This is a genomic window from Streptomyces sp. NPDC039424, from assembly GCF_055639495.1.
The window spans coordinates 45,129-56,998 of the sequence record NZ_JBVKAI010000007.1; the positions used below are offsets into that span (position 1 = coordinate 45,129).

Annotated in this window: 10 protein-coding genes; 9 read left to right on the plus strand and 1 reads right to left on the minus strand. The window is 71.4% G+C overall.

The window, feature by feature from the left end; all coding sequences use genetic code 11:
- Nucleotides 1-324: 324 nt before the first annotated feature.
- From ACZ7L0_RS19140 to ACZ7L0_RS19160, 5 genes are all read left to right on the plus strand, one after another.
- Nucleotides 325-729, plus strand: a complete 405-nt coding sequence (locus tag ACZ7L0_RS19140) for a DUF7144 family membrane protein (RefSeq protein WP_471243650.1) — start codon at nt 325-327, stop codon at nt 727-729.
- Nucleotides 730-869: 140 nt separating this feature from the next.
- The gene (locus ACZ7L0_RS19145) at nt 870-1,709 is read left to right on the plus strand and encodes an SDR family oxidoreductase (RefSeq protein WP_471243651.1); all 840 of its coding nucleotides are present in this window, start codon (nt 870-872) and stop codon (nt 1,707-1,709) included.
- A gap of 107 nt (nt 1,710-1,816) precedes the next feature.
- Nucleotides 1,817-3,217 (plus strand): cytochrome ubiquinol oxidase subunit I, encoded by a 1,401-nt coding sequence (locus ACZ7L0_RS19150; protein WP_471243994.1) that lies wholly within the window; start codon nt 1,817-1,819, stop codon nt 3,215-3,217.
- On the plus strand, nt 3,214-4,272 hold the full coding sequence (locus ACZ7L0_RS19155; RefSeq protein WP_471243652.1) for a cytochrome d ubiquinol oxidase subunit II: 1,059 nt from the start codon (nt 3,214-3,216) through the stop codon (nt 4,270-4,272). Before ACZ7L0_RS19150 ends, ACZ7L0_RS19155 begins: the two co-directional genes overlap by 4 nt.
- 60 nt (nt 4,273-4,332) lie before the next feature.
- Complete coding sequence (locus tag ACZ7L0_RS19160; protein WP_471243653.1) at nt 4,333-5,670, plus strand: DUF4395 domain-containing protein; 1,338 nt, start codon at nt 4,333-4,335, stop codon at nt 5,668-5,670.
- 6 nt (nt 5,671-5,676) lie between these two features.
- Here ACZ7L0_RS19160 and ACZ7L0_RS19165 read toward each other — a convergent pair whose 3' ends face one another.
- On the minus strand, nt 5,677-6,645 hold the full coding sequence (locus ACZ7L0_RS19165) for a DUF389 domain-containing protein (protein WP_471243654.1): 969 nt from the start codon (nt 6,643-6,645) through the stop codon (nt 5,677-5,679).
- A 124-nt stretch (nt 6,646-6,769) separates the two neighbouring features.
- Here ACZ7L0_RS19165 and ACZ7L0_RS19170 point away from each other — a divergent pair, with 124 nt between their 5' ends.
- From ACZ7L0_RS19170 to ACZ7L0_RS19185, 4 genes are all read left to right on the plus strand, one after another.
- A complete protein-coding gene (locus tag ACZ7L0_RS19170; protein ID WP_471243655.1) occupies nt 6,770-7,705 on the plus strand; it encodes a cyclase family protein in 936 nt (311 codons plus the stop codon).
- Nucleotides 7,706-7,895: 190 nt separating this feature from the next.
- Nucleotides 7,896-8,819 carry a YhjD/YihY/BrkB family envelope integrity protein gene (locus tag ACZ7L0_RS19175; RefSeq protein WP_471243656.1) on the plus strand — a complete coding sequence of 308 codons (924 nt, stop codon included), beginning with the start codon at nt 7,896-7,898 and terminating at the stop codon, nt 8,817-8,819.
- 55 nt (nt 8,820-8,874) lie between these two features.
- Complete coding sequence (locus ACZ7L0_RS19180) at nt 8,875-10,455, plus strand: GMC oxidoreductase (RefSeq protein WP_471243657.1); 1,581 nt, start codon at nt 8,875-8,877, stop codon at nt 10,453-10,455.
- Entirely contained in the window at nt 10,452-11,870 is a 1,419-nt protein-coding gene (locus ACZ7L0_RS19185) for a DUF2252 domain-containing protein (RefSeq protein ID WP_471243658.1), read from the plus strand. The genes ACZ7L0_RS19180 and ACZ7L0_RS19185 overlap by 4 nt, the downstream gene beginning before the upstream one ends.

The following is an 11,870-nucleotide window of genomic DNA, read 5'->3' on the forward strand; positions in this document are numbered from 1 at the left end:
TGCGAACCACGACATCTGATGGCGACGCTACACGGCGCGTGCGCCCCTCACCAGTAATTAAGTACCCCCGGTCGGTGGCGTGTTGGGACCGTGGGCGACACGGAGGGCGCCTTGGGGCCCCAGTCGTCCGAGTGGCCCGAGTCGCCCGAATCGCCCGGGACCGCAGAGGCCGTCCCGGCGGCGACCGCCGTGCAGCCGCATGCCGCCGGTACCGCCGCGGGCCGCCCCATTCCTCCGAACTGCTGGCCGAGGGAATTCGTGGCAGCCTGGAATCGTGTGAGCCTCATGCGAGAGGAGCGCCAAATGGTCACGCACGGTGCAGGAATGCAGCAAACCACTGCCGGCAGGGGAACGGGCGTATCGGGGTGGACCGCATTCGCCGCGATCATGATGATCTTCGGCGGCATCATGGCGATATTCGAGGGAATAGCGGCGATCGCCAAGGACGACGTGTTCGTCACGGCGCGCAATTTCACCTTCCAGTGGAGCCTCAGTGGCTGGGGCTGGCTGCACCTCGTCCTCGGCGTCCTGGTGACAGCGGCGGGCTTCGCCCTGTTCCGCGGCGCGATGTGGGCCCGTGTCACCGGCATAGCCCTGGCGGGACTGTCACTGATCGCCAACTTCGCGTGGGCGCCGTGGTACCCCTTCTGGGCCATCATGGTGATGATCATCGACGGGTTCGTCATCTGGGCCCTGTGCGTCGGCCCGAGCAGGGACGCCCGGGCCTGACCCGCTGCGCCGTTCAGCCTCGGCCATCACCCCCAGGTGGCGCCGAGGCACGCGCCGCCGGGCTGTCGTGGTGCGGTGATGCTTACGTGGTGGTGCGGATTTCCCCGGGCAACGGGATTGCACCCTAGGGAGTGTCATCAGTGGAGACCAACGGCGGCGAGGACGCTCAGCCGATCGCCTTTCCCCTCCTCAAGGGCCAGAAGGCGCTCGTCACGGGCGCGAATTCCGGCATCGGCAAGGCGACCGCCATCGGTCTGGGGCGGGTGGGAGCCGATGTCGTGGTGAACTACGTGGCGGACCAGGACGCCGCCGATGAGGTGGTGCGGGAGATCGAGGGATTCGGCGTCCGCGCGTACGCGCACCAGGCCGACGTCTCCCAGGAGGACCAGGTCGTCGACATGGTCACCCGTATGGTCAAGGACTTCGGGACCATCGACATCATGGTGGCCAACGCCGGCCTGCAACGGGACGCCCCCATCACCGACATGACGCTGGACCAGTGGCGCAAGGTGCTGGACGTCAACCTCACCGGCCAGTTCCTGTGCGCCCGCGAGGCGGCCAAGGAGTTCCTGCGCCGGGGCGTGGTGCCGGAGGTGTCGCGGTCGGCCGGGAAGATCATCTGCATGAGCTCCGTGCACCAGATCATCCCGTGGGCCGGGCACGCGAACTACGCGGCGTCCAAGGGCGGCGTGCTGATGCTGATGGAGACGCTCGCGCAGGAACTCGCTCCGCACCGGATCCGGGTCAACGCCGTGGCCCCGGGCGCGATCCGCACGCCCATCAACCGCAGCGCGTGGGACACCCCGCAAGCCGAGGCCGATCTGCTCCAGCTCATTCCCTACCGCCGCGTCGGCGACCCGGACGACATCGCGAACGCGGTGGCCGCGCTCGCCTCCGACCTCCTCGACTACGTCGTAGGCGCCACGATCTACGTGGACGGCGGTATGACGCTCTTCCCCGGCTTCGCCACGGGCGGCTGAGAAGTTCCGTTCCCCGCCCGTCCCGACGACCAGCGAGGCACCGCGTGACCCACGCGATCGACGTCCTGGCGGCCACCCCGCCCCAGCTGCTCCCCGCGCGCGAACTGATGGCCTTCACCCTGGCCACGCACATCCTGCTGGTGCCCTTCGGGGTCGCCCTGCCCGCCCTCACCCTGCTCATGCACCACCGCGGGCTGCGCAGGGGCGACGAGGTCGCGCTGCGCCTCGCCCGCCGCTGGTCGGCGGTGATGGCCGTGCAGTTCGCCATCGGCATCGTGACCGGCACCGTACTGTCCTTCGAGTTCGGACTGCTGTGGCCCGGCATGATGGGGCGGTGGGGCGACGTCTTCGGACTCGCCTTCGGCATCGAGGGCTGGGCCTTCTTCCTGGAGGCGATCCTCATCGCCATCTACCTCTACGGCTGGCGCACGCTCAAGCCGTGGCCGCACTTCTGGACCGGCGTTCCGCTGTGCGCGTCCGCGCTGCTGGGGGCGTTCGGGATCATCGCCGCGAACTCGTGGATGAACACACCCCGGGGCTTCACCCTCGACGCGTCCGGGAACCCGGTGAGCGTCGACGTACGGCGGGCGGTCTTCACCCCGATCCTCGGCCCCGAGTACTGGCATTTCCTGGCCGCCGCCTACATGACCGCGGCGTACGTGGTGGCGGGCGTGTACGCGGCGGGCTGGCTGCGCGGACGCCGGGACCGCTACCACCGGCTCGGCTTCACCCTGCCGTTCACCGTCGCGGCCGTCCTCACCCCCGTGCAGTTCATGCTCGGGGACTCACTGGCACGTGCCGTGTTCCACAAGCAGCCGGTGAAGTTCTCCGCCATGGAGATCGTCTGGCGGACCGGCACCCATGTGCCGGAGTACATGTTCGGCCGGTTGCACCCCGACGGCAGCATCTCCGGCGGGCTGAGAATCCCCCAGCTGGACTCGATCCTGGCCGGCTTCAGCCCCGACACGAAGGTGCCGGGGCTCACGGCGGTCGCCGCGAGCAGCCGTCCGACGGCGACTCAGGCGACCATCGTGCACTGGGCGTTCGACATCATGGTGACCCTCGGCAGCCTGCTCGTCCTGCTCGCGCTCTGGTACGGCTGGTGCTGGCTGCGCCGGCGCGACCTGCCGGCATCACGCTGGTTCTTCCGGTGCGCGGCCGTCGCGGGCGCGGCCTGCCTGGTCACCGTCGAATGCGGCTGGATCACCACGGAGGTGGGCCGCCAGCCCTGGATCGTCTACCAGCACATGCGGGTGTCGGAGGCGGTCACCGGCACCCACGCCTACGGCCTGTGGACGATGTTCGCCGTCGTCGTCGTCGTGTACGCGTGCACCTTCGGCGCCTTCCTGGCCGTCGTACGGAAAATGAGCGCCGGATGGCGGCAGACGGACTCGGGCGCGGAACCGCAGGCCGCGACGGAGGGCCCGGAGAGCGGGATCCCGTACGGGCCGCGGGTGATGTCCGGCGCCGACGACCGCGCCGGGCGCGGGAACGGAGACCGCGCATGACCGTCGCGGACCTCATGGCCTGGGTGCTGCTGATCCTGGTCGCCGCCTACGCCTGCGCCGGAGGCACGGACTACGGTGCCGGGTTCTGGGACCTCATGGCCGGGGGCGCCGAGCGCGGCAAGCATCCCCGGTGGCTGGTCGACCACGCGATGGCACCCGTCTGGGAGGCCAACAACGTCTGGCTCATCTTCATCCTGGTCGTCATGTGGACGGGCTTCCCGGTCCTGTTCCAGACGATCTTCTCGGCCATGTGGCTCCCGCTGGCCCTCGCGGCGGTCGGACTGGTCCTGCGCGGCGCCGGATTCGCCCTGCGCAAACCCACCCGGCGGCTCGCCGGCCGCAGGGTCTACGGCGCGATGTTCGCCGTCTCGTCACTGCTGACGCCGTTCTTCCTCGGCGCGGTGGTCGGGGGCCTGGCCACCGGCCGGGTGGCTCCGGGGACGCCGGCCTCGGCCGAGTCGTGGTCCAACGGCACCTCCGTGCTCGCGGGCCTGCTCTCCGTCGCGGCCACCGCCTTCCTCGGCGCGGTGTTCCTCACGGCCGACGCGCGCCGCTTCGGGGCGACCGGCCTCGTCGGCTACTTCCGGCTGCGGGCCTGGGCGAGTCTCGGCGCCGTCGGCGTCCTGACGCTCATCGGCCTCGGCATGACGCACGACGACGCGCGGTACGTGCACGACCGGCTCACCAGCGGAACCGGGCTGGTCCTGGTGCTCCTGGCCGCGGTCGGCGCCCTGGTCACCGCGGCGCTGCTGCACCGCTACGCCACCGGGTGGGCGCGGTTCACCGCGGTCGCCTCCGTGGCCCTCGTGGTCTTCGCGTGGGGGCTGGCCCAGCGCCCGTACCTCATCCCCACCTCCCTGACCGTCTCGCAGGCTGCGGGGGCGTCGACCACACTGCGCTGGCTCGCCCTCGTCATGGTGATCGCCGTCGTACTGGTCGGGCCGGCGCTGTTCCTGCTCTACCGACTGGACACCCGCGGCGCCCTGCAACCGCTCACCGAGGCGGACCTGAGCGGGGCGGCCCCCGACGACCCCGCTGGACGGACCGGCCGCTGATTCACTCGGCCGACCCCTCCCGCCTCGCCCGGTCGCGTCGGCCGGGGTCTCCTCGAAGACATGACAGCCAGCGGCACGCCCCCACCGGAGCCGGAGCGCCCCCACGGCGCCTCGTCCGGCGATCAGCGGCTCTCGAAACAAGAGCGCGACGAACTCGACGACCTGCGCGGCCGGATCAGCGCGCTGGAGGGCGCCGAGCGCCGGCCGCGGCACCGGCTGCGGTCGCTGGGCTCGGCCCTGCTGATCATCCTGGCGTCCGTGCTGGCGATGCTCTCCGTCGTCGCGGTGTGGACCAACAGCATCGTCCGGGACACCGACCGCTACGTGGCGACCGTGGCGCCGCTGGCCGCCAACCGCGACGTCCAGCAGGCGGTCACCGACCGGGTCACCGACGTCGTACTCCAGAAGATCGACGTGGACGCGCTGGTCGCGCAACTCAGCCAGGCCGCCGCGGAGAAGGGCGTGCCGCCCCGGGCCGCGGACCTCATCAACACCCTGAAGGGCCCCATCAACAGCGGTCTGAAGCAGCTGGTGAGCTCCACCGTCATGCGGGTGGTCTCCAGCAGCACCTTCGAGACGGTCTGGACGGACGCCAACCGCCGGGCCCACAGCGCCGTGGACAAGGCCCTGACGGGACAGGCCGGCGGAGCGCTGTCGCTGCAGAACAACCAGGTCGCCATCGACATCGGGCCCCTCGTGGCCCAGGCGAAGGACCAACTGGTCAGCGCCGGGTTCGGGCCGGCCGCGAAGATCCCGGAGGTGCACACGGACTACGTGGTGGTCCAGGGCAAGGACATCGGCAAGGTCAAGACGTATCTGAGGCTGCTACAGATCGTCGGCACCTGGCTGCCCGTCCTCACCGTGCTGATCGCCGCCGCGGGCGTGTACCTGGCGACCCATCGACGGCGGGCCCTGATCTGGGCCGCGCTCGGGGTGTTCGCCGCCATGGTGGTGCTGGGCGTGGCCCTCAGCGTCTTCCGCACGGTCTACCTCGATCTCCTGCCGCCGGGCACGAGCGAGGCCGCCGCCGGGGCGGTCTACGACGCGCTGGTGAGGTTCCTGCGCGCCGGTGTGCGGGCCGTCGGCGCGCTGGCCCTGTTCACGGCGCTCGGCGCGTTCTTCGCCGGTCCGTCCCGGGCCGCCGTGTTCACCCGCCGCTTCTTCGGCAGGAGCATCTCCGCCGCGCGCGGCGTGGCCGCCTCGGCGGGGCTGCGCCTGGGCGCGGTGGGCCGGTTCGTGCACCGTTTCAAGAGGTGGATCGGGGTGGTCATCCTGGCCGTGGCCGCCATCGTCCTGTTCACCTGGAACTACCCGACCACGGCCGTGGTGACCTGGACGGCGGTGATCGTGCTGGTGGCCTTCGCCCTCCGCGAGTTCCTGGACGCTCCCGCCGCGTGAGGCCGCTCAGTCCGGCGGTGTCCGGTGTGCCGCGCGCTCGTCCCGGCTTGTGCCCACGCGGCGCCAGATCGCCCGTTGGCACTTCAGTGTGGCGGTGCCGACCAGGATCAGGATGCCGATGTTGAGCAGCAGTTGGAGCAGCGAGCCCGAGGCCTCGTGCCAGTCGGCGAAGGCGCAGGAGACGCCGATGTCGGCCCCCGCCGGAATGGTGGTGACCGAGATGAAGACACCGAGCAGGGCGCTGGTGCGGGCTTCCGCCAGGGACACGATGCCGACGACTCCGGCCAGCACGGCGACCACCACGGAGAAGAAGTTCGGCGTGTCGATCAGGTGCGAGACGGGCCGGATGCCGAGGCCGAACGCCGGCGGCTGCAGGCCCTGATCGCGGACGAGCAGGGCGAACAGGAACGTGCAGGCGACGGCCAGGACGAACCCGACGAGCAGGGCGGCGAGTCCGTGGCGGACCCGGGATCCGGAACGCCGGTCGATGCCGAGCGCGACGCTGGTGATCGCCCCGTACTCGGGTCCGACGACCATGGCCGCGACGATGAGGATCTGGGAGTTCGTGATGATGCCCACCGCACCGATGAGGCCGGCGATCGCCAGGAACAGGTAGAAGCTCGGCGGATAGCGTCCCTCGGCCCGGATCCTGGCCTCGACCTGCTCCCACACCGGCGCCCGCAGCCGGGCCCCGAGCTCCCGCGCCCCGGCCGTCGCGGCGCGGTCCGAGAAGGCGAAGTCGACCGGCGCCAGGACGATCGATCCGCGGTGCTCGATCTCCAGTCCGCGCAGGCCCCGGAGCACCTCGTTCGCGGCCCCGGTCAGTACGTCGCACTCGATGGCGTCGCCGTCGGGGTTGCGTACGCGGCCGGGATGCAGGACGAGGTTGAGGACACACGGCTCGGCGCCGAGCAGGGCCATCGCCCGTTCCGTGAGGTCCGGCGGGGACACCGCCCGGACGTGCAGCATGTCCATCGCAACCTCCGAGTCTCAGGGCGCCAGTCCATTAGCGCGGCGGGACCGGCTCCCGGCAAATCGGCACGCGGCGCGCCGATCGGCTCGGCGCGCGCCGAACCGGGCTCTGCCGGATGGTGGGAACATGCCGACGTCCCACGGACTCAGCGAGGCCGACTTCCGTGCCCTGCACCGGCGTCTGCGCGGCACGGCCCCCGGCGCCGCCGCTCCGCGCGGTGCGCTGGACACCCTCACGGCCGAACGGGTGCTGGCCGCCGCACGTGAGGTGCGGTCCGGGCGTACGCTCTCGCTGGCCGCCCCGGTGAACCTCGTCCCCGCACCGGACGATCCCGAGCCCGCCGAGCACCGGCTCACCGCTCCGCCGGGCGGCGTCCCGGAACCGGGCGGGGGCCTGGACTTCGCCAGGGACCGCTTCGCCATGGACGTCCACGGCGACGTCAACACCCACCTCGACGCCCTGTGCCACGTCATCTACGACGACACCCTGCACGGTGGCGTCCCGGCCGCCGGCGCCCTGTCGCCCGAGGGGGCGGACACCCTGTCCCTGGACCTGGTCCGGGACGGCGTCGTGGGACGCGGCGTGCTGCTGGACGTTCCGGCACTGCACGGCCTGCCCTGGCTCGAACCCGGATCCCAGGTCACCGCGGACGACCTCACCGCCGCCGAGGCCCGGCAGGGTGTGCGGGTCGGGCCCGGCGACATCCTGCTCGTCAGGGTGGGGCACCGGCGCCGCCGCGAGGAGCTGGGGCCGTGGGACGTGGCCCGCGCACGCGCCGGACTGCACCCGGCGGCCCTGGAGTTCCTGGCCGAGCGCGAGGTGGCGGTGCTCGGCGGCGACGGCAACAACGACACCGCGCCGAGCGCGGTGCGGGGCGTCGGCTTCCCGGTGCATGTGCTCGCCGTGCACGCCATGGGACTGCATCTCCTGGACTACCTGCGGCTGGAGGAGCTCGCGCCCGTCTGCGCGGAGGAGGGTCGCTGGTCCTTCCTGTGCGTGATCGCACCGCTGCGGCTGCCGTCCGCGACCGGTTCGCCGGTCAACCCGCTCGCCGTCCTGTGAGAGCCGGTGCCTCGCCATCCGCGGGCGGTCGCCAGGCCGATGGGCACCGGACCGAGCACCGTCGCTGTCCGCGCGGGTCCTGCCGCACGCTCGCACATCCTCGGCGCATCCGGCCGCGCCGTCACCCGTTCGGCCCCCGCTCGGCTCGCGTCACGGTCCGCCGGGGCCGCCGCCACGGCACGCTGGCAGCATGCAGCCAGGCACAGGACCCGGAGGGGGCGGCCCGGCCCCGCGGCGTCGGCGGGGCGCGGCGGTCCGGTCCCGGCTGCACGGGCTGCGCGACCGGGCGGAGACACGGTTCCCGGTGATCACGCATCTCATGGAGCACCTGCTCACGGTGTACCTGCTGGACTCCGCGACGCGGCTGGCCGCCCAGACCTTCCTGACCGCGGTACCGCTGCTCTTCGTGGCGGCCTCCGTCGCCCCGGAGGCGCTGCGCGACCAGTTCGTCGCCTCCCTGCACGACGTCTTCGGACTGACCGGAGCAGCGGACGCCCAGTTGAAGGAGGTCTTCCAAGGTGACACCTCCGAGCTGCGTCAGACCACCGGGGTCGTCAGCGGGCTGATGGTGCTGGTTTCGGCCACCGCCTGCAGCCGGGCCATGCAACGGCTCTGCGAGCGGGCCTGGGGCCTTCGGAAGGCGGGCGCGAGGATGGCCGCCTGGCGCTGGATCGCCTGGCTCGTCGCGTGGCTGGTCATGATCGGGCTGCAGGGGCCCCTGCGGGACGGCTTCGGCCTGGGCCGGTGGCTCGGCCTGCCGCTGCTGCTGGTCACCGAGGTCGGTATGTGGTGGTGGACCCAGCATCTGCTGCTGACCGGCCGGGTGCCCTGGCTGCCGCTGCTGCCGGGCGCCCTGCTCACGGGCACGGCCCTGACCGTCCTCACCTCGGCCGCGCCGCTGTACGTGCCCAGGGCCCTCAACCACAGCCTCGCCAAGTACGGTTCGCTGGGCGCGGTCTTCACCATGCTGTCCTGGCTCATCGCGCTGTGCGTGGTCGTGGCCCTCTGCATCACCGTCGGAGTGGTCGTCGCACGCGAGCCCGCGGTGGCCCGGCGCCTGGGCACACCCGAGTCGCCGGGCCCACGGTCCGGAGCTACGTTGGTAGGCGAATAGCATTCGACCGATTCATCCGGCAGGACCGGAGCACGCTCCGAGGACGGCGGCCGGTATGCGCGACGCACGCCATTATGACGTCATCATCATCGGCACCGGCGCGGGCGGCGGAACCCTCGCCCACCGGCTGGCGCCCAGCGGGAAAAGCATCCTCATTCTCGAACGGGGCGATTATCTCCCCCGTGAACGGGCCAACTGGGATTCCACGGCGGTCTTCGTCAAGGGAAAGTACCGCGCCCCGGAATTCTGGTACGACAAACATGGAAACCAGTTCCCGCCCGAGGTCAATTACTACGTGGGCGGGAACACCAAGTTCTACGGGGCCGCACTGTTCCGGCAGCGCCCCGAGGACTTCGGCGAACTCCGCCACCACGACGGCGTCTCGCCCGCCTGGCCCCTGCGGTACGAGGACCTGGAGCCGTACTACACGCAGGCCGAACAGCTCTACCTGGTGCACGGCCGGCACGGCGAGGACCCCACCGAGGGACCCACGAGCGCCCAGTACGCCTACGAGCCGGTCCAACACGAGCCGCGCATCCGGCAGTTGAGCGACGACCTGGAAAAGCGCGGGCTGCACCCGTTCCATCTCCCGATCGGGGTGAACCTCACCCAGGACGACCGGGGACGGGCGACCCACGACAGCGTGTGCATCCGCTGCGACCGCGTCGACGGCTTCCCCTGCCTGGTGGGCGCGAAGTCCGACGCCCAGGTCATCTGCGTCGACCCCGCGCTGCGCCACGACAACGTCGAGATGGTCACCGGCGCCGAGGTCCGGCGCCTGGTCACGGACCCGGCCGGCCGGAGCGTCACCTCGGTCGTCGCGGCCCTGCCCGACGGTTCGACCGCTGAGTTCAGCGCCGACATCGTGGTCGTCGCCTGCGGCGCGGTCAACTCCGCGGTCCTGCTGCTGCGTTCGGCGGACGACCGGCATCCGCACGGCCTGGCCAACAGCTCGGGGGTGGTGGGCCGTCACTACATGCGGCACAACAACCTGGCGCTGATGGCCGTGTCCAGGGAACCGAACGACACCAAGTTCCAGAAGACGCTCGCCCTGCACGACTGGTACCTGGGTTCGGACGACTGGGACTACCCGCTCGGGGGCATCCAGATGCTCGGCAAGTCGGACTCCGAACAGATCCACGGAGAGGCGCCCCGCTGGGCCGGAACCGTCTCGCCCGACCTGCCCTTCGAGGTGCTCGCCCACCACGCGGTCGACTTCTGGCTGTGCGGCGAGGATCTGCCCGCCCCCGGCAACCGCGTCACCCTCGACCGGGACGGCGCCGTGCACCTGGCACTGGACGAGAACAACAACACCGCCGGACTGAAGCGGCTGCGCCACAAACTGCAGGGCATGCTCGGCCACCTGGGGATGCACGAACACCACCTGCTGCCGCACAGCCTCTACCTGCACAAGGGCATGCCCATCGGCGCCACCGCACACCAGGCGGGCACCGTCCGCTTCGGCAGCGACCCCGCGAGCTCCGCGCTCGACGTCCACTGCAAGGCCCACGACCTCGACAACCTCTATGTCGTCGACACCAGCTTCTTCCCGAGCATCGGGGCGGTCAATCCGTCGCTGACGGCCATCGCCAACGCCCTGCGCGTGGGCGACCACATCGCGGAGCGCCTGCGATGAGCGAGCCCCACCCCACCGGCCACGACCTGCGGCACCGCACCCCGAAGGAGCGGGCCGCGCTGGGCCGGGCCGCCCGCTCCGCCGTCCCCCGGTCCGCGCACGCCGAGTTCACCCCCTCGCCCAAGCGCACCGATCCGGTGGACACCATCGAGGCCCAGTCGGCGAAGCGGGTCCCGGACCTCGTACCGATCCGCTACGGCAGGATGAGCGAGTCACCGTTCCGCTTCTACCGCGGAGCGGCCGCCATCATGGCCGCGGACCTCGCCGACACTCCGCGCAGCGGCATCAGAGCGCAGTTGTGCGGCGACGCGCACATGCTGAACTTCCGGCTGCTGGCCTCCCCGGAGCGCCGCCTGATGTTCGACATCAACGACTTCGACGAGACCCTGCCCGGCCCGTGGGAGTGGGACGTCAAGCGCCTGTCGGCCAGCCTGGTCATCGCGGGCCGTGCGAACGGCTTCAGCGCCAAGGAACGGGCGTCGGTGGTGCGGGCGGCCGTACGGGCCTACCGCGAACGCATGCGCGCCTTCGCGGCCCTGGGAAACCTCGAGGTCTGGTACACCCGCTTCGAAGCCGACGAACTGCAGCAGCAGTTCGCCCCGGAGCTCGGCGCCAAGGACCGCGAGCGCTGGGAGCAGACCCGGGAGCGGGCCCGCTCGCACGACACCCTGCAGGCCTTCGACAGACTCACCCGCGTCGTCGACGGACGGCGCCGGATCGCCCCCGACCCGCCGCTGCTGGTGCGACTGGAGGACCTGCTGCCGGAAGCCGAACGCGGCGCGCTGGAGAAGCAGATCGGACGGCTGATCGAACGGTACGGGGAGACCCTGCCGTCCGACCGCCGGTTCCTGCTGGAGAGTTACCGCGTCGCCGACATCGCGCGCAAGGTCGTCGGGGTGGGCAGCGTGGGCACCCGCTGCTGGATCCTGCTGCTGCTCGGCAAGGACGACGAGGATCCGCTGTTCCTTCAGGCCAAGGAGGCCGACGAGTCGGTGCTGGCGCCGTACGCCGGCGCCAGCAGACTCCGTACCCAGGGCGAACGGGTCGTCGCCGGGCAGCGGCTGATGCAGGCCACCAGCGACATCTTCCTGGGCTGGGAACGCGTCCAGGGCATCGACGGCCGGCGCCGCGACTTCTACGTACGCCAGCTGCGCGACTGGAAGGGCATCGTGGTGGCCGAGAACATGTCGCCGAAACGGATGGGCCTGTTCGGCCAGTTGTGCGGCGCCACGCTGGCCCGAGCCCACGCCAGGTCCGGCGACCGGATCGCGATCGCCGGATACCTCGGCGGCGGTGACGTCTTCGACCGCGCGCTGGCGACCTTCGCCGAGCTGTACGCGGACCAGAACGAGAAGGACCATCAGGCCCTCGTCGATGCCATCCGGGCGGGACGGGTGCCCGCCGAAGCGGCCTGA

Excerpts from the sequence above, each read along its gene's own strand:
- ACZ7L0_RS19180 (WP_471243657.1), top strand. The coding sequence starts at position 8,875 with ATGCGCGACGCACGCCATTATGACGTCATCATCATCGGCACCGGCGCG.
- ACZ7L0_RS19165 (WP_471243654.1), bottom strand. The coding sequence starts at position 6,645 with ATGGACATGCTGCACGTCCGGGCGGTGTCCCCGCCGGACCTCACGGAA.
- ACZ7L0_RS19175 (WP_471243656.1), top strand. The coding sequence starts at position 7,896 with ATGCAGCCAGGCACAGGACCCGGAGGGGGCGGCCCGGCCCCGCGGCGT.
- ACZ7L0_RS19160 (WP_471243653.1), top strand. The coding sequence starts at position 4,333 with ATGACAGCCAGCGGCACGCCCCCACCGGAGCCGGAGCGCCCCCACGGC.
- ACZ7L0_RS19185 (WP_471243658.1), top strand. The coding sequence starts at position 10,452 with ATGAGCGAGCCCCACCCCACCGGCCACGACCTGCGGCACCGCACCCCG.
- ACZ7L0_RS19170 (WP_471243655.1), top strand. The coding sequence starts at position 6,770 with ATGCCGACGTCCCACGGACTCAGCGAGGCCGACTTCCGTGCCCTGCAC.
- ACZ7L0_RS19140 (WP_471243650.1), top strand. The coding sequence starts at position 325 with ATGCAGCAAACCACTGCCGGCAGGGGAACGGGCGTATCGGGGTGGACC.
- ACZ7L0_RS19150 (WP_471243994.1), top strand. The coding sequence starts at position 1,817 with ATGGCCTTCACCCTGGCCACGCACATCCTGCTGGTGCCCTTCGGGGTC.
- ACZ7L0_RS19155 (WP_471243652.1), top strand. The coding sequence starts at position 3,214 with ATGACCGTCGCGGACCTCATGGCCTGGGTGCTGCTGATCCTGGTCGCC.